Genomic DNA, 16,964 nt, shown 5'->3' on the forward strand with positions numbered 1-16,964 from the left:
CCCGTTGCTAACGCAACGGGCTTTTTTCGTTTTTGTCTGGCCTCTTTATTATGAGAATTGACCACTCGAACATGGGGAAATAGAAAGACCGAACGTCGTGAGGCTCAATAACCATGTGGAGGTTGATAATTGCATCCTGCATAATCGACACTTCCGCCATCTGATGTTTAGGATTAACAAATGCCTTGGTGGCATGGATGCCAAGGAAAGGCCTTGACGGTCGCCCGCCGCTAAGCTTGGCCAGAAACTGCATCCATACGTTTCTGGCATTCGGCACATTTATGTGCCTTGCTCCGCAGCTTGCAGCTACGCGCTACAAAATTGCAATGCACTTCGTACGTAAACGCAACCTCTCCGCCCCCCATGTGTTCGCTGCGCGAACCGATTTGGTCATTTCCAGGCGCCACTTTTATTTTCACTTTTGTAAAAGTGAAGACAAAACCGTATTCTTGAAAGAGAAGCGATAAAGCCCGTTGCTAACGCAATGGGCTTTTTTACGTTTGGACGTTTTTAAAGTAATGAACGCTTACTCATCTAAAATGTCGCTATCCGTTAAGGTGGCTTATTCACTTAAGCATGCATAAATACCATTTTTGAAGATCAAGCATCGAGGTGCCCTAGATTGCTAAACCTCCTACATTGATATAGTTGTGCATAATCGACGCTCACACATTCTTGTGGGTCGCAGTTCAATAGATTAGCTTTTCATACTTTGTCTCATTGCTCACATAGAATATTACTTCAAAATATATTGATGGAGGCGTCGGTATGGCTAGACATTTTTATCTTACTAGGTAGTCTATAAGTCCTCAAACGGACTGAGGAGCAATCATTTCATGAACTTGGCAATTCTTTATTATGTTTACGACCCAATGTGCAGTTGGTGTTGGGGTTATAGGCAGACCTGGTTGTTGCTACGAGTAAAGTTGCAGACAAATTACCCTGAGCTCAATATTGAGTATCGATTAGGTGGTTTAGCCCCAGATAGTGATGAGCCTATGCCAGAGGAGATGCAGCAATATTTGCAACAAACGTGGAAGAGAATTGCTTTGGAGTTAGGCGCTGAATTTAATTACGATTTTTGGCAACAGTGTCAGCCTCGTCGTTCGACTTATCCTGCGTGCCGTGCCGCTATACTGGCTAGAGAGCACGGGCTTGAAAAAGAGATGTTGCTCGCCATCCAAAGGGCTTACTATTTAGAGGCGAAGAACCCCTCTGATAACGCGATACTAATCGAGCTAGCTAAGAAATTGGGGCTTGATAGTACTCAGTTTGCAACGGCGTTGATGAGCCAAGCCACTAACGCTAAGTTAGAGGAAGAGATTAGCCGCACCAGACATTTACCAATTCAAGGTTTTCCCTCATTAGTTTTGCTGGTCAATGGCGAGTTGTACTCGATTGAAATTGATTATCAAAATATTCAGAGCAGCTACAAGCAGATCGCCGCATTACTTAGTGAATAAATTTATTCAACACAGCTTACTTTATCGTCGCTGTCTATGGTCAACTCTAGGACTTTCATATATTGGTCGTGAGTAACGTAACCGCAGCGGCCATTGATGTATTCTCCCGATGAAAGACGAATGCGATATGCATAGTCCCCGTCAGCTTGATCTGTATTGTAATGAATGCGGCTAGTTTGTGTCGGGGCAATATTATCAAATACTAAGTTGTTGCTGGGGAGGCTAACTTCAACTCGGGTCAATATTTGCCCTGATTGATTGATGACTTCTACGCTCGGCATTATAAAGAAGTAAGAGTGGTAGCCGATAAAAAGGCATAAAGTCGAAAACGCCAGAAATAGTAAATAGGTTCGCATCCACTTTCCTTATCGTGACTCTAGGTCAAGCTCGTTTGATCTTAGGTTCGCTAAGTATAGAAAACCTTGGGATTATTTCATTTAATTTAGCGGTGAATATGCACCGCTATTATTAGGCTTAACCGCGAGCGATAGTAATATCAGCAATATAACCATGAACTGTGCTTTGTAAAGCTTGTTTCAGCATGCCTGCGGCTTCATCTGCGCTCATAAAGCTGCTGGTGTTGGTATCTCTTCCTGTCGTAGCCCAAAAGTCAGTGTCCATGCCGCCTGGGTAGACAGCAATCAATTTCATCGGACTCTTTTTAAGCTCTAACCGCACGGATTCGACCAAGCCTTTGACGGCCCATTTTGCTGCACAGTAAGTCGACTCTTCTGCTTTAGCCACTAATGCCGCGGTCGACATGACAATAACCACGGTCACTGCTTGATCTTTATAGCGTTTAACGGCTTCGCGTAGTAAGAATATTGCAGAGGTGACGTTGTTATTGAGTAGTGCTTGAATGGCCTCTGGTGATTGGGTCTCTATAGGACCAAAGTAGCCACTGCCGGCGCAGTGCACAATCATCGAGGGCGTTTGTGGCAGGGAGTCGAACAGGGCTTCTACTTCGCTGGCATCGCATAAGTCAGCAACCCTAGACTGACAAGGCTGATGAGTATTACTAGTGACTTGCTGTAAACGCTCTGCATTACGGCCGCTAACAAAAACAGCGCTCTGTTCACTATATTGTTGAGCGAGTGCCGCACCTAATCCGCTGCTAGCACCGGTAATGAGTATCATAGAGGTCCTTATTAAATGCTGTTGTGGTTATCTCGTTACTCAACTTCCAATATGGCTTGTTCGAAGTCGATATGTTGACCGTCATCGACTAAAATGGCGCTAATGACGCCCGTTTTGTCAGCGGTGATTCGATTGTTCATCGTCATGGCTTCGATAGTACAAACCACGTCTCCAACCTGAATGCTTTGACCTACAGTGCAAAGTGGCTGTTGGCTATGTTTATCGTTGAGGTAAACGATACCAACCATAGGCGATAACAGTTGATGTGCTTCGTTATTTTCAACATCAGCGTGCTCTGAGCTTATTGGGCGTGGCGTTGCTGCTGCGACACTGCTTGCTGGTGCGAGAAAAGCTTGCATGTTTGCTTGCATCGGTACAGGGCTGTGGCGACAAATGCGTACCGACTCTTCACCTTCTTTAATTTCAAGTTCTGCAATATCAGACTCTTGCACTAACTCGATCAATTTTTTTATTTTACGAATATCCATGAGCTGGGATGACCTTAATATTTTTCGGTGGCGCTTAAACGTGTAATAGCGGCTTGCAGTGCAAATTGGTACCCCTGAGCGCCTAAGCCGCAGATAACACCAATCGCTTTATCGGAAAAGTAAGAGTGGTGACGGAATGGCTCACGACTATGTACATTTGATAAGTGAACTTCAATAAATGGAATGGCGACCCCAAGCAGCGCATCTCTAAGGGCCACACTGGTATGGGTAAAGGCGGCGGGGTTGATAATCACCATGTCGGCATCGCTGTTGTGAATGGCTTCAATCAGTACGTGTTCGGCATTCGATTGAATATGCTCTAACTGCACACCGGATTGGGTTGCACTCTGCTTCAGCTCATCGACAATTTGATCTAACGTATGATGGCCATAATGTCCTGGTTCACGGCGTCCGAGTAAATTTAAATTAGGACCATTAACTAATAAGATTTTTGCTTGGCTGCTCATGACAATTCCCTTGGAATACATTGTTGTGAACGCAGATTAGTATGCGCTTATAGCGTTGATTTCAACAAAAAAACTGCTGCTTGTCGAACATTGTAGAGATATAGCTAAAGTTTGTGAGTATTTCTCATCTCGACTCACCTTTCTCGACTCTGGCTCAAGGGTTAAAAGTTAGACTTATTTTGTCTGAGGGCTTTGGTGGCCCCTTTCTGTTTTTTTGTATCTACTCGGCGACGTTGGCTACCTTTGGTCGGTTTGGTTGCAATGCGTTTTTTCTGCACAGCATTAACGCTGGCTACTAAGACAACAAACTGCTCAAGTGCAGTTTGGCGATTAAAATCCTGACTACGACTTTGCTGACATTTAATGATGATTTTACCGCTTTTAGTAATACGATGATCAGCCTTGCAGAGTAAGCACTGTTGATAATACTCTGGTAATGAAGAGCTTTTGATATCAAAAATGAGTTGCGCAGCCGTTGACACTTTATTGAGGTGTTGGCCGCCAGCGCCACTTGAGCGAATAAATTGCCACTCGAGTTCGCTGTCTTGAATCGATACTGAATTTGATATTTTTATCGTTGCCAAAGCGCTGCGCCTATTAATTGGTGGTTTACCTGACGCGGAACTAGGCGTAGGCTCTTAATCCTTTACTCAATATTAACAGACTTTTAGCCGAAATAAGGGCACAGTGCGCTTTTCCTTCACGGCGGGTTTGCTATTATCAAGCAATCAGTAACTCATTATTAGAATTACGGAGCCGATGTATGCTGTGTAAGATCCCCGATATTGCTAAGGGCGTGATCAGTTTATTTGCCAGTGGTCGCTTATCTACCAAAGATTACGGTCAGATCATGCAGCCACTCATTGAGAGTTATCGCGATACCAGCGGTAAGGTCTGTATCTACGTAGAAGCCGATGTTTTACTCGAAGGCTGGCAGCAGCAATCGTTAACTGGAAGCGGTGAAGTACAGTTACCAAATTTTGATGCGTTAGTGCTTGTCGGTGGCCCAGACTGGTTTGGTAATGCGGTAAGGCTTATGGGGCCATTTATGCAAGGTGAAGTGGCTTGGTATCCACTGGAGCAAAAACAGTTGGCTACTGAATGGATTGCGGCACGTACGGGCAATTAATCTTGCTATAATCGGCCAACAGTAATTATTACCGCTTTTAATAGAAGGATTTAAAATGTCTTTATCTAAACTATCAGGTCTCTCATTAGTTTGTGCTTTGGTATTCGGGCTTAGTGCATGTTCTCCTGAAGTAGGCAGTGAAGCTTGGTGTAAGCAGATGAAAGAAAAACCCTCTGGAGACTGGACTGCTAATGAAGCAGCTGATTACGCTAAGCACTGTGTATTTAAGTAAATATCAATAGGTTAACTGACTCGCATTGAAAACGAGAGCAAGTTCACTAAGTGCTAGATAATATCTTGTTTGAAGTGAACTTTGCGCTATCATGCGGGTCTTAATCGCTACAATACGTTTATTGTTAGCTTTATAAACCAAATCACTAGGTGAAGTTTGCGTCTATTTACTCCTCAATCTCTTTATAAAATGGCAGCTGTGCTGATCGCCGTTGTTGTACTGCAATTTGCAGGCGGCAATTTGGGCGCGCACCAGTTACATTTAGGAGATCACGAAGAAGAAAGTGCGCCGCACCCCCATCTTGAGTTTATTGCCGATGTTACGACGTTCGCTCAATGTGTAGACTGTAGCTGCTCAATCGAACAGCAAGAAGTTAATGCTGATGAGACTCAACATAGCCATACGGTCAGTAAAACCGAATCGAAAAGCTTTGAGTTATGTCTTGATTGCCCTTGTCACGGTGGTCATGTGACAGCAATGTCAATCGTCTCTATGGTGCCATCTATACCTGTGAGCGATGAGTTAAACAGCATCGATGCGCAGTATTTACCTCCAGAACAACGTCCAGATTACCGTCCTCCAATCGTTTAACCTATCGGGGTTGAAATTCGGCTAGGTGATTTTCACCTATAGCAGCATAAGCTGTGTAGCCTATTTTCACTTCGCCAAATCTTTATCAAATTACTGTATGGATCTTGCCATATCCGGTGATTGACTTGATATTCATTAGGTCAACGTGGGATAGGTAACCGGATCCATGCTGACTAATATCGATTTACACCCGAGCTAACCGCATCCCGCTAATCACGCACAGCGTCTATATCCGCTGAGTGTTATTGGCCTTATGGGCGCCCAGCCGGGGAGATAGGATCCGCGATGAAAAAAACGATAATCGCCAGTCTGCAGCTAAGCCTATTGGCCTGTTCAGCTATGACGGCGCAGGCTGGGAGTAGCGAGTCACAAGCTGGCGAGCAGATGTCCCAAGCGCAGATTGGCGCCACTACAGCTAATATGGGGCAGTTTAATCACTGGCTTCCTCAAGTGATGCAACGCTTTAATAGCTTGCCTGAAGTGCAAGCCCAGACCGCGCGTCAGCAACAGGCGCAATTAAGCATTGCTGCGTCAGATAAGGCTGTTTATAACCCAGAGCTTGGTCTTGGCTACCAAAATGCCACCGATGACACTTATAGCCTAGAGATCAGTCAGACTGTCGATTGGGGTGATAAGCGTGGAGTTGCGACTCGTATCGCACAGCTTGAAAGTGAAATTGTACTGTCTACTATCACGCTAGAACGCAATCAAATGCTAGCCGATAGATTACAAGCGTTAACTAACCAAAACCAAGCTCGCAAGGTGTTGGAGTTCCAAAAACAGCAGTTCAAACTGGCTAAGGGGCAACTCGATATTGCGCGTCAGCGTACCGAAGTGGGCGATATGTCGAGTGTGGAACTGCAGTTAATGCAACTTGATGTGGCTAATAATGCTGCTGAATACGCTTTAGCTGAGCAAGCATCAATTGTTGCAGATGGAGCTGTATTGGCTCTATTTGGTGAATTTGAACTGCCGTTTGAAGACTTCATTAATGCATTGACTCTACAAGCAAGTCGTTTAGAGATATCACCTGAGCTGCCAGCACTTAAAAGTGCTTACCAGCAAGTGCTCGTTGCCAAAGTTGCCGCTGAACAAGCAAAGGCAGATGGTAGTGCTGACCCGAGTATTAGTCTTAGCGCTGAGCGTGAAGGTGATGAGAATAAATTCGGTGTTGGCGTGTCCATTCCCCTGCAGTTCAGAAATAACTATAGCGAGGCAATCGCTGTCGCGAATCAAGGTATTGTGATTGCAGAACAAACCTATCTTGGTGAGGAACGCGTGTTGTTACAGCAACAAAAACAGTTTTCATTAAGTCTTCCAAGGCTAACAGAGCGCTATCAAGATTGGAGTGAACTGGTGCTAACTTCTGGAGCTAAGGCTGCCCAGTCATTGTCACAACAGTGGCAAACAGGCGACATCAATACTAGCGATTACCTACAAGGCCAAAGGCAGATGAGCAGCAGCTATATAGCAGGTTTAACGCTCGAGTCAGCCCTGTATGAAAGCTGGCTTAGTTGGATGGGAGCAAGTGGGCAATTGGAAGGCTACCTCAATAGTCAGCTATCAACTCAAGGTGCCAATGCGGTAGCACTTGAGCAGAAGAGATAAAGGTCTAGATGATGAAAACGACAAATACTTCAAGGGTACAACAAGTGATGCTTAACAATATGAACAGCACTGTAAAATCTAACGTATTCGGACTAAATACAATTACTCGTGCAATGAGCTTTGGCTTGTTGATGTCATTAACCACAGCGTTTGTATTGCCGACAATTGCGACCGCCGGCGATGACCATGATCACGGTGCTGAAGAGATCACTTTGCTGAAAATACAAGATGATGCTCACGAGCATAACGCCGAAGAAGCCAACGCCCATGGTGACAGTCATGATCACGACGCTGACCAAGCGAAGCCACAAGATGATGGTCATGATCACGATGCAGAAGAGCTAAAAGACGACGGCCACGGCCATGGTGCAGAAGAAGCGGAAGAAGCTCACGGTATCGAGCTGACTGCTGCGCAATTGGCATTGGCAAAGATTGAAGTCGCTCAATTGAGTGAGCAAACCTTTAGTCTAGAAGCGGTCGCCACAGCGACCTTGGTGGTGGATCGAGACAGAACCGTCACCATTGCTCCTCAGGTCGATGTTCGCATATTAAAAAGAAGCGTTGTTCCTGGGCAAGAAGTCACTCAAGGCGATGTCTTACTGACATTGGGTGGTGTTGCAGTCGCGCAGGCGCAAGCGGATTATATTAACGCTGCCGCTGAGTGGAGCCGAGTGAAGCGCATGAGTGCTAGCGCTGTCAGCGCGAGTCGTCGCTTGCAAGCTCAAGTGGATGCCGAGCTTAAGCGCGCCACGTTAGAAGCGATGAAGATGACACCAGCACAGATTAAAGCCTTAGCTAATGCACCAGAAACTATCGGCAGTTATCAGTTGATTGCGCCAATTAGCGGCCGTGTTCAGCAAGATATCGCCATGTTAGGTCAAATTATACCTGCAGGTACAGCGCTAATGCAGTTAACTGATGAGTCACACCTTTGGGTAGAGGCTGAGTTGACACCAGTGCAAGCTGAAAAAGTCAGTATTGGTAGTAAAACCGTGGTGAAAGTGGGTGATAAGAGTTTAGAGGGCACCATTATTGGTCGCTCGCATGAACTTGATAGCGTGACTCGTACAGAGCAGATCTTAGTGGCATTTGAAAATGCAGGTCATGTATTGCACGCAGGTCAATTTGCCGAACTGTATCTTCCTGATACTTCAAAAGGCGGGGTGATTTTGCCTGATTCGGCATTAACTCGCAGTAGTGATGGTCACTGGCAGGTGTTTATTCAAGGCCTAGAAGGTTTCGAAGCACTAGAGATTGAAGTGGTTGAGCGTCAGCGTGGCATGAACTTAGTTCGTGGGTTGGCGAAAGATGCTCAGGTTGTTGTTTCAGGTGCGTTTTTCCTCGCATCAGAACAAGCGAAATCTGGTTTCGATATCCACAATCACTAAGAGGCTGCCGCGATGTTACAAAAACTCATAGACGTTGCTATTCGCAACCGTCTGATGGTCGTGCTTGCGCTAATTGGCTTAGTTATTGCCAGTATCGCTATGTTACCAAAACTCAATCTAGATGCTTTTCCTGACGTGACTAACGTTCAGGTAACGGTGAATACTGCTGCTGAAGGTTTAGCGGCTGAAGAAGTTGAAAAGCTGATCAGTTACCCAGTTGAGTCGGCGATGTATGCCTTACCAGCAGTGACTGAAGTGCGATCTCTTTCACGAACAGGCTTGTCGATTGTGACGGTGGTCTTTGCTGAAGGCACGGATATTTATTTCGCACGCCAGCAGGTGTTTGAGCAGTTACAGGCTGCGCGCGAGATGATCCCTGATGGGGTCGGAGTGCCTGAAATTGGTCCGAATACCTCGGGTCTTGGACAGATCTATCAATATATTTTGCGCGCCACACCAGAGTCTGGAGTGAATGCTGCTGAGCTGCGTAGTATCAACGACTACATGGTAAAACTTATCATGATGCCTGTGGGCGGCGTGACTGAGGTTTTATCGTTTGGTGGTGATGTGCGTCAGTACCAAGTGCAAGTTGAGCCAAACAAACTCATGAGTTATGGCTTATCTATGGCGCAAGTTACTAGCGCGTTAGAGAGCAATAACCGTAACGCGGGTGGCTGGTTTATGGACCAAGGCCAAGAGCAGCTCGTAGTGCGTGGTTATGGTTTATTACCCGCAGGTGACGCAGGCCTTAAAGCCATCGCACAAATACCTCTGACCGAAGTGGCGGGTACGCCAGTGCGTGTTGGCGATATTGCCAAGGTCGATTACGGCAGTGAGATCCGTGTAGGCGCGGTGACCATGACACGCCGTGATGAGGCGGGTAACGCTCAAAATCTAGGTGAAGTGGTTGCAGGTGTTGTGCTTAAACGTATGGGCGCAAACACTAAAGAGACAATCGACGATATTAGTGAACGCACCGCAATGATTGAGCAAGCGCTACCCGATGGTGTGTCGTTTGAAGTCTTCTATGACCAATCTGATCTCGTGAATCAAGCTGTAACAACCGTGCGTGATGCCTTAGTGATGGCATTTATGTTTATCGTGGTGATTTTGGCCCTGTTTTTGGTCAATATTCGCGCGACTATGCTAGTACTCTTGTCTATTCCGGTCTCTATCGGTCTTGCACTGTTGGTGATGTCTTATTTTGGCATGTCTGCAAACTTGATGTCGCTAGGTGGTTTAGCCGTGGCGATTGGTATGCTGGTGGATGGCTCAGTGGTGATGGTGGAGAACATCTTCAAGCATCTTACTCAGCCAGACAGACGCCATTTAGCCAATGCACAACAGCGAGCATCAGGTGAGGCGAACCCTTACCATAGCGATGAAGATGGTACTCAAAATAGCGTTCACGATGAGGCTAGTGGCGGTATTGCTATGCGCGTCATGCTGGCGGCTAAAGAGGTGTGTAGTCCAATCTTCTTCGCAACTGCGATTATCATTGTCGTATTTGCGCCACTGTTTGCTCTAGAAGGGGTCGAAGGCAAGCTATTCCAGCCGATGGCTATGAGTATTATTCTGGCGATGATATCGGCATTGTTGGTGGCTTTGATCGCGGTACCAGCGCTTGCGGTATACCTATTTAAACGTGGCGTTGTTTTACGTGAAAGTGCGGTACTTAAGCCAATAGAGTCTGTTTACCGTAAGCTGCTAACAGCCACTATGGGCAACCCTAAAGTAGTGGTTATCGCAGCAGTCGTTATGTTTGCCATGAGTATGATGTTGTTACCAAGATTGGGTACCGAATTTGTGCCTGAGCTTGAAGAGGGCACTATCAACCTACGTGTGACGTTGGCACCAACAGCAAGCTTGGGGACATCTTTAGATGTTGCTCCAAAGCTTGAAGCATTGCTACTTGAGTTCCCTGAAGTTAATTATGCTCTAAGCCGTATTGGCGCCGCTGAACTGGGTGGCGATCCGGAGCCGGTGAATAACATCGAGATCTATATCGGTTTGAAGCCAGTTGATGAGTGGGAAAGCGCGGCAAATCGTTTTGAATTGCAACGTAAGATGGAGGAGAAACTTAACGTCTATCCTGGTCTGCTATTTACCTTCTCGCAGCCGATTGCGACTCGTGTTGATGAATTACTATCAGGCGTTAAAGCGCAGTTAGCGATTAAGATCTTTGGGCCAGACTTAGATGTGTTGTCTGAGCGTGGCCAAGTGCTGACAGATTTAGTCTCACAGATCCCAGGTGCTGTAGACGTATCATTAGAGCAGGTAAGTGGTGAAGCTCAGCTAGTGGTGCGCCCTAAGCGTGATCAATTGGCACGATATGGTATCAGTGTTGATGAAATCATGGCGTTAGTTAGCCAAGGTATTGGCGGCGGCAGTGCAGGCCAAGTCATCGATGGTAATGCACGTTACGACATTTATGTCCGTTTAGCCGAGCAATATCGCAGCTCTCCTGATGCATTAGAAAACTTACTGCTAACAGGCGTCAGTGGCGCGACTGTTCGTCTTGGTGAAGTTGCCGATGTGGTGATTGAGATGGCGCCACCAAACATTCGCCGTGACGATGTGCAACGCCGCGTTGTGGTGCAGGCTAACGTTGCCGATCGCGATATGGGCTCTGTGGTTAATGACATATATGCCATAGTGCCTCAGGCTGGACTACCCGCTGGCTACACTGTTGTTGTAGGCGGCCAGTATGAGAACCAGCAGCGTGCGCAGCAAAAGCTCATGTTAGTTGTGCCAATTTCTATCGCATTGATTGCGCTACTACTTTATTTCTCATTTGGTTCAGTAAAGCAAGTGGGCTTGATCATGGCTAACGTACCCCTAGCTTTGATTGGTGGTGTTGTCGCGCTATTTGCCAGTGGTACTTATCTGTCAGTGCCTAGCTCTATTGGTTTTATCACGCTATTTGGTGTGGCGGTACTGAACGGGGTGGTATTGGTCGATTCAATCAATCAGCGTCGAGCCAGTGTTGAAGAAGAAACGGAAGAGTCGCTCTATGATGCGGTTTACGAAGGTACGGTTGGTCGTTTACGTCCAGTACTGATGACGGCTCTGACTTCGGCGCTAGGCTTGATCCCAATTCTGATCTCATCGGGTGTCGGCAGTGAGATCCAGCAGCCATTAGCCGTGGTGATTATTGGTGGTCTATTTAGCTCGACTGCGCTGACCTTGCTCGTTTTACCGACGCTTTATCGTTGGTTATATCAAGGGCGTAAGTCATAGTTTAAACCTCCGCCGCTCATTTGAGCGGCGGAGGTTGGTACAAATTTTTACCGTATTACTTCTTTACTAAGGACAGTTGAGGGAGCTTGAGAGTATGCGTAACGCATTAGTCTGCCATTACGTCTCTTTCTTGTTTTTTGGCTACGGTTTGCGAGTCTTAAAAATTGTACTTTAATCATTAAGGGGCGAGTTACAACTTAGCTTGCGGTTATGCCTAACCATCTTAATGAATAAAGTGCCAGCATGGCTGGCAGATTTAGTTCGCGGAGCAGGATTGCTCCGCTTTTTTTTAACTATTTTATTATGGGGGAATTCAGACGGCAGATACTCATATTCATGAGTTTGATTAAAACAGTAAAAAACGCTATGCAGTGATAGGCGACATCTCGCCTGCAAGGATTGCATGCGGCCTCTGGCTTTTGCGTTAAATGACTTCGCAAGGAAACAAGCATTCCATCATCCATCCGCCTTGAATTAGTTCGCCAAAAACACACTGAGTCGATCACCTTGTGATACCGATTGGTATAACCGACTTAGACTGATGTTTTCATCATAGTGACGCAAGGCGTTAATCAATTTCAGCTACGCTTTAATGAAGGTCGAAATTTGTTGGGCTATTTGTCGGGCGATATGGGGATGATATGGGAGCTACCATGGTGAGTCGTTTGTTAGGCGTGAAAAGGATGTCAGTAACTAAGCAAATCTCGAACTATTGGCTACGGGGATGTTTATTGGTGGGCGCGAGCCTTGCTTATGTCCCTACCGTCGTCGCTAATCCATGGGAGGCGGTTAATACCACTTATGGTAGTCAAGCCAGTGCGATAGGGAGTTATGCCAATGGCTGTTTAAAAGGGGCTAAAGCGTTGCCGTTAATGGGGCGAGGCTATCAAGTTATCCGTACTATGAGGCAGAGATATTACGGCCACCCCAGGTTGATTGCATTTATTGAAGATTATTCAGCCAGGCTTAATCAGCAAGGATTCAGTGATATTCTGGTTGCTGATATGTCGATGCCAAGGGGAGGTAACTTTACCCAAGGCCATAGCAGCCATCAGATAGGACTTGATGTGGATATTTGGCTTAAGCAAACCAGCGAAACGCTGAGCGAAGTCGAACGAGAGCAGCCCTCACCACTTAAGCTCGTCAATAAAAAACAGTTCAAACTCAATACCCAGCTATGGTCTAACGCACAGACTCAAATGCTAAAACTGGCCTCAGAGGATGAGCGTGTCGCAAGGGTTTTTGTCAGTCCGGTAATTAAACAGCACTTGTGTAATTTAGGCTTAAGCAATGATGCTTGGCTAGCAAAGGTGCGTCCTTGGTGGGGGCATACTTATCATATGCACGTGAGACTAAGTTGCCCCAAAGATAATCCTTTTTGTCGTGATCAGGCTAAGATCCCCAGCGGTAATGGCTGTGGTGAGCTGGGATGGTGGAGGCAACAATTAACTCAAACTCAGGTGGTTAAAGCCAAAAATCCTGAGACTAAGCCTAAGCAAAAGAAGAAAAAAGTTAAGGTCAAACCTAAACAGTGCTCGGTAATGGTGGCGGCAAAATAGCTGCTATTGCTGTTTTCATCTGAGTGTAAAAAGCCCCTAGCAGTTATCTGCAAGGGGCTTTTTTAATAATACCAATATTAAGGCCTGACACTTAAGGGCTGTGACTAAAGAATGTAGTGCCTAAAAAGTTACCGCTAATGACACAGTGCATAACCACCTTTGAGGTGAGAGATATGTGCAAAGCCTAATCTGTGCATCGCCTGTGCGGCGATCATAGAGCGGCTACCGCTACGACATACAAGTACCCAAGGTTTGTCTTTTTGGTGTTGATGCTCTTGGATAAATTGTACCAGACGGGTTAAAGGCACATTTTGACTCGATTGTTGTGAGTGATTAAGGGCATATTCATGAGGTTCTCGAATGTCGATGATCTGCATCTGGTGATTACCCGCCATTGCAGTCGCCAAACTTTGACCGTCATATTCTCTAATGGCAGATTTATCGCAATCGTCTACAAAGGCGCCGCACATGATCTCGGTGCCGACGTCATCATTAAGATGGCTATCTAATAGTGTTTTACGGGCGATAAAGTCAGCCTCTGAAATTTGCTCTAAGAGCACGGCATTGAGTAAGGGGTTGCGGGCGACTTCGGCTGTGAGATTGGTGGTAAATTCATTATTGTAATCGTGGCTGGCACAAATTAGCGTATCAGGACAGATAGTTTTATTGAGCAGTTTAAGGCTGCGAAATAGCGCAGAGCTTGAGCTAGAGTCAAAATTGGTTCGACCTAGACTGCCCATCAAGATGGTATCACCACAGAATGCATATTTAGCCTGTTGCAGGCTATTTTGAATCTCTAAATCTGTTGGGCAAAGTAGCAAACTAATGCTATCGCTAGTGTGCCCAGGTGTAGGGACTTTAACTAATTGCAGTGCGCCAATCGTAATCGCCTCATACTGAGCATCTAAATACTCGAGGGTTTGACTCTGATACGGCCAGCCTAATATATCGCTATCTTGCTCGGCTAAGTAACGGTTAGCCAAGACTTCACGCCCTGAAACATGATCTGCATGTCCGTGGGTGTCGATAATAGCAACTGGGGTGAGTTGCTGGCACTGCAGCAGTGTATCGAGCCTTTGCTGTAGTTCTGGTAGCGGGTCGATAATCAGTGCCTGCTTACTGGCGCTATCGACATAGACCCAAGTGCAGCTTGCACCAGAACGTAGCTGTAATAAACCATCAAGCTCTGCCTTATCTGTAACCTGTTGGTTTTGGTCGAGGATTAAACAGCTTTTGGTTAAGGCTTGCGATGCCGTCTGGATCCGTTCACAAGCCATGTTGACCTCGGCTTGGGTCATCGCTGGACCGAACGACATGCGAATGGCTGACTCACTTTGCCAAGCGGGAAGGCCCATGGCATCGAGCACAAAGCTACGAGTGACTTTAGAGCTACAAGCCGAGCCTGAGCTGACTCGAATGTTGGCGGCATCAAAGAGGTCCATAATCTCTTTGCTGCTAAAACCGGGCACTGCAAAATTGATCGTCGTAGGCACGCTGTGCTTAAAACTATTATTAAATACTATCCGTGGGAAGCACTCCGTTAAAGTATCGGCAAGCTGTTGTCGATATCTCTGTAACGCCTTACCGTCACTAAAAGCTGAGTCTTGTGTGCGCAGTAACATATTAAAAATCACGTTAAGCGCTGCCATGCCAGGTAAGTTTTCAGTGCCTGAACGTAAGCCACTCTCTTGTCCTCCACCTGCAATAAAGGGCGTGAAAGGCGCACCTTCACGAATATAGACAAAGCCGATCCCTTTCGGTGCATAGAGTTTGTGACCACTAAAGGGGGCGTAATCTATGCTGGTTTGCTCTAGGTTTAGTGATGTTTTGCCCAGTGCTTGCACGCAGTCGACCATCCAGAACGTGGCGGGGTTCGCACTACGAATGGTGTGCTCTAGTTGCTTGAGGTCTTGATATACACCCGTTTCATTATTGACCGCCATGGTGCAGACCATCAGCGCATTTGGTGCATGTTGGCGAATAAAATCATGATCGAGTAAGCCGAATCGATCGACTGGAATGGCTGTTACTTCTGCGGCTATATCTAGCACTTTTAGCCAATGCTTGAGAGACTCAGGTACCGCTTTATGCTCAGTTGCGCCATAGAGCACGCTGTAGGTTTGTCCTATTTGGATCTGCGGTTTCGCTGCAAGTAGCGCCGATAGGATAGCGGTTTGGATCCCCTCTGTTGCCCCGCTAGTAAAAATGAGTTTTCCGTCACCACTTCCCAGTAAAGCCTGAGCGCGTCGCCGAGTTTGCTCCATCAAATTTTTGGCTTTTAGTCCGGTAATATGGCTGCTACTCGGGTTACCAAATAGAGTCTCCATGGCTGATAACGCAGCGCTTGCGGCTTCAGGCAACACTGGCGTCGTTGCGTTGGCATCAAGATAGATTTGGCTTAACTCATTGTGACTATTCATTATTCAAGGCTCTTTGTTTTTATTATTGTATTGTTTGAATCTTTATATTCTTTTTTGGTATAACTAATTCTAAGTGGCTATATTAGCAGCTTAACAATAATGATCAAGGTCACGTTTTTGCAAATAAAGGTTCACGGTGGCAAGAGATTGTGAGCAGAAAGAGAGGAGCGGTAAACGGTTAAAGAAATAAAAAGCGCCTGTATGGCGCTTTCTAGAATAGAGCATCTACTCGGGTGGACTTAACCTAGGCTACTTATCGATATTGGCATCTTTGGATGTATATACCCAAGTGACCTCAAGATGCAGGATTCAGAGTGATCTCAGCGTGTTTAATTCAAGGAAAATGAGTGCTGGAATGGCATTCCCTTTTAAACTTATTTGACACAGAAGTAGATACGCTGAGTCACTCCCGAAGGGCGAGTTTTATTGGCTTCTACTCTGCGTTGCCGATTTTTAACGTAGAGCGACTATGCTTACAAATCTGCGCCTTGGTTAGTAGCCAATAAATTCTCGCTGAAACGAGCATCTTGAAGTAGCTTGGGTATAGAAAGTAGGGCGGTTAGACTTTGACTTTAATGACCACTTTTCTGACTTGGCTAGCAGTATCTCCTGCGCCTGGCATATGGATATCACCAGGGAAAAATAGTGCAAACATGCCAGCCTTTAACGGGATAAATGCAGCGTCATGCTTATTTGATTCATAGTCGTAGCCTGCAAAGTCGTGTTCAGCAAAATAGGCTTTAGACGGTGACTGCGCCGCCAATGGCAAGTAACCAAACTCTTCTTCACCGCTAACGACAAATTGCACATCAATATATTGCTGGTGGACTTCAAAGGCCTGTTGCTCTTTAGGCAGAGTTTGATAGTCATTAACAATCACGAACAGGTTTTTGCCATCCAGTTCATATTTTCCCGCTTTAACCTGACTAAAATCGGTTGTAGCAAGGTGTTCGAGGGCTATTGCAATACGTGGATTTATAGCGCAGTAGATTTCGCGGTTTGCTAATGTATCAACAATCATGGTGTGTGCTCATAGTTGGCCAGTATTGACCAAAAAATTAGTTAGACAAAGGCACGCCTATAAGCGTGCCGTTTAGTTTGGCAAGTGTAGCGCTTACTTAACTTAGGCGATACAAGAATGAACTTAGTCTATACCAGAGTTAATTTAGTCTATACCAGAGTTAACTTAGTCTATACCAGAGTTAACTTAGTCTATACCAGAGTTAACTTAGTCTATACCAG

General features: G+C 46.0%; 15 protein-coding genes. 8 read left to right on the forward strand and 7 right to left on the reverse strand.

Annotation, left to right across the window (positions count from 1 at the left end; genetic code table 11):
- The first annotated feature begins 836 nt into the window (after positions 1 to 836).
- On the forward strand, positions 837 to 1,463 hold the full coding sequence (locus ACVBIL_RS19715; RefSeq protein ID WP_447168640.1) for a DsbA family protein: 627 nt from the start codon (positions 837 to 839) through the stop codon (positions 1,461 to 1,463).
- Positions 1,464 to 1,465: 2 nt separating this feature from the next.
- Here the strand turns inward: ACVBIL_RS19715 and ACVBIL_RS19720 are convergent, their stop codons facing one another.
- The 5 genes from ACVBIL_RS19720 to arfB all read right to left on the reverse strand — a co-directional run bounded on the left by ACVBIL_RS19720 (position 1,466) and on the right by arfB (position 4,139).
- Positions 1,466 to 1,819 (reverse strand): hypothetical protein, encoded by a 354-nt coding sequence (locus ACVBIL_RS19720; RefSeq protein ID WP_447168641.1) that lies wholly within the window; start codon positions 1,817 to 1,819, stop codon positions 1,466 to 1,468.
- A 118-nt stretch (positions 1,820 to 1,937) separates the two neighbouring features.
- Positions 1,938 to 2,600 (reverse strand): SDR family NAD(P)-dependent oxidoreductase, encoded by a 663-nt coding sequence (locus ACVBIL_RS19725; RefSeq protein ID WP_447168642.1) that lies wholly within the window; start codon positions 2,598 to 2,600, stop codon positions 1,938 to 1,940.
- A 35-nt stretch (positions 2,601 to 2,635) separates the two neighbouring features.
- Positions 2,636 to 3,088, reverse strand: a complete 453-nt coding sequence (gene accB, locus ACVBIL_RS19730) for an acetyl-CoA carboxylase biotin carboxyl carrier protein (protein WP_447168643.1) — start codon at positions 3,086 to 3,088, stop codon at positions 2,636 to 2,638.
- Positions 3,089 to 3,102: 14 nt separating this feature from the next.
- Entirely contained in the window at positions 3,103 to 3,555 is a 453-nt protein-coding gene (gene aroQ, locus ACVBIL_RS19735) for a type II 3-dehydroquinate dehydratase (protein ID WP_447168644.1), read from the reverse strand.
- Positions 3,556 to 3,716: 161 nt separating this feature from the next.
- Positions 3,717 to 4,139: an alternative ribosome rescue aminoacyl-tRNA hydrolase ArfB gene (arfB, locus tag ACVBIL_RS19740; protein WP_447168645.1), complete on the reverse strand. Its 423-nt coding sequence runs from the start codon at positions 4,137 to 4,139 to the stop codon at positions 3,717 to 3,719.
- A 179-nt stretch (positions 4,140 to 4,318) separates the two neighbouring features.
- On the opposite strand from arfB, the gene ACVBIL_RS19745 reads away from it, so the two are divergent.
- The 7 genes from ACVBIL_RS19745 (at position 4,319) to mepA (ending at position 13,302) form a co-directional block, all read left to right on the forward strand.
- Complete coding sequence (locus tag ACVBIL_RS19745) at positions 4,319 to 4,684, forward strand: STAS/SEC14 domain-containing protein (RefSeq protein WP_447168646.1); 366 nt, start codon at positions 4,319 to 4,321, stop codon at positions 4,682 to 4,684.
- A gap of 55 nt (positions 4,685 to 4,739) precedes the next feature.
- Positions 4,740 to 4,916 carry a DUF3012 domain-containing protein gene (locus tag ACVBIL_RS19750; protein WP_447168647.1) on the forward strand — a complete coding sequence of 59 codons (177 nt, stop codon included), beginning with the start codon at positions 4,740 to 4,742 and terminating at the stop codon, positions 4,914 to 4,916.
- 189 nt (positions 4,917 to 5,105) lie between these two features.
- Positions 5,106 to 5,507, forward strand: coding sequence for a hypothetical protein (locus ACVBIL_RS19755; RefSeq protein WP_447168654.1), 402 nt, complete (start codon positions 5,106 to 5,108; stop codon positions 5,505 to 5,507).
- Positions 5,508 to 5,792: 285 nt separating this feature from the next.
- A complete protein-coding gene (locus ACVBIL_RS19760; RefSeq protein ID WP_447168648.1) occupies positions 5,793 to 7,115 on the forward strand; it encodes a TolC family protein in 1,323 nt (440 codons plus the stop codon).
- 11 nt (positions 7,116 to 7,126) lie between these two features.
- Positions 7,127 to 8,503: an efflux RND transporter periplasmic adaptor subunit gene (locus ACVBIL_RS19765; RefSeq protein ID WP_447168649.1), complete on the forward strand. Its 1,377-nt coding sequence runs from the start codon at positions 7,127 to 7,129 to the stop codon at positions 8,501 to 8,503.
- 12 nt (positions 8,504 to 8,515) lie between these two features.
- Positions 8,516 to 11,743 (forward strand): efflux RND transporter permease subunit, encoded by a 3,228-nt coding sequence (locus tag ACVBIL_RS19770; protein ID WP_447168650.1) that lies wholly within the window; start codon positions 8,516 to 8,518, stop codon positions 11,741 to 11,743.
- 683 nt (positions 11,744 to 12,426) lie between these two features.
- On the forward strand, positions 12,427 to 13,302 hold the full coding sequence (gene mepA / locus ACVBIL_RS19775; protein ID WP_447168651.1) for a penicillin-insensitive murein endopeptidase: 876 nt from the start codon (positions 12,427 to 12,429) through the stop codon (positions 13,300 to 13,302).
- A gap of 134 nt (positions 13,303 to 13,436) precedes the next feature.
- Here the strand turns inward: mepA and ACVBIL_RS19780 are convergent, their stop codons facing one another.
- The gene (locus tag ACVBIL_RS19780) at positions 13,437 to 15,722 is read right to left on the reverse strand and encodes an aminotransferase class V-fold PLP-dependent enzyme (RefSeq protein WP_447168652.1); all 2,286 of its coding nucleotides are present in this window, start codon (positions 15,720 to 15,722) and stop codon (positions 13,437 to 13,439) included.
- A 559-nt stretch (positions 15,723 to 16,281) separates the two neighbouring features.
- Positions 16,282 to 16,743 carry a YhcH/YjgK/YiaL family protein gene (locus ACVBIL_RS19785; protein ID WP_447168653.1) on the reverse strand — a complete coding sequence of 154 codons (462 nt, stop codon included), beginning with the start codon at positions 16,741 to 16,743 and terminating at the stop codon, positions 16,282 to 16,284.
- Positions 16,744 to 16,964 lie beyond the last annotated feature (221 nt).

Source organism: Shewanella sp. 125m-7 (genome assembly GCF_052977045.1).

What these genes read in the sequence shown, in the direction of transcription:
- ACVBIL_RS19750 (WP_447168647.1), top strand. Translation starts at nt 4,740, where the DNA reads ATGTCTTTATCTAAACTATCAGGTCTCTCATTAGTTTGTGCTTTGGTA.
- ACVBIL_RS19770 (WP_447168650.1), top strand. Translation starts at nt 8,516, where the DNA reads ATGTTACAAAAACTCATAGACGTTGCTATTCGCAACCGTCTGATGGTC.
- ACVBIL_RS19745 (WP_447168646.1), top strand. Translation starts at nt 4,319, where the DNA reads ATGCTGTGTAAGATCCCCGATATTGCTAAGGGCGTGATCAGTTTATTT.
- ACVBIL_RS19760 (WP_447168648.1), top strand. Translation starts at nt 5,793, where the DNA reads ATGAAAAAAACGATAATCGCCAGTCTGCAGCTAAGCCTATTGGCCTGT.
- ACVBIL_RS19765 (WP_447168649.1), top strand. Translation starts at nt 7,127, where the DNA reads ATGAAAACGACAAATACTTCAAGGGTACAACAAGTGATGCTTAACAAT.
- ACVBIL_RS19785 (WP_447168653.1), bottom strand. Translation starts at nt 16,743, where the DNA reads ATGATTGTTGATACATTAGCAAACCGCGAAATCTACTGCGCTATAAAT.
- mepA (WP_447168651.1), top strand. Translation starts at nt 12,427, where the DNA reads ATGTCAGTAACTAAGCAAATCTCGAACTATTGGCTACGGGGATGTTTA.
- aroQ (WP_447168644.1), bottom strand. Translation starts at nt 3,555, where the DNA reads ATGAGCAGCCAAGCAAAAATCTTATTAGTTAATGGTCCTAATTTAAAT.
- ACVBIL_RS19780 (WP_447168652.1), bottom strand. Translation starts at nt 15,722, where the DNA reads ATGAATAGTCACAATGAGTTAAGCCAAATCTATCTTGATGCCAACGCA.
- ACVBIL_RS19755 (WP_447168654.1), top strand. Translation starts at nt 5,106, where the DNA reads ATGGCAGCTGTGCTGATCGCCGTTGTTGTACTGCAATTTGCAGGCGGC.
- ACVBIL_RS19715 (WP_447168640.1), top strand. Translation starts at nt 837, where the DNA reads ATGAACTTGGCAATTCTTTATTATGTTTACGACCCAATGTGCAGTTGG.
- ACVBIL_RS19720 (WP_447168641.1), bottom strand. Translation starts at nt 1,819, where the DNA reads ATGCGAACCTATTTACTATTTCTGGCGTTTTCGACTTTATGCCTTTTT.
- ACVBIL_RS19725 (WP_447168642.1), bottom strand. Translation starts at nt 2,600, where the DNA reads ATGATACTCATTACCGGTGCTAGCAGCGGATTAGGTGCGGCACTCGCT.
- accB (WP_447168643.1), bottom strand. Translation starts at nt 3,088, where the DNA reads ATGGATATTCGTAAAATAAAAAAATTGATCGAGTTAGTGCAAGAGTCT.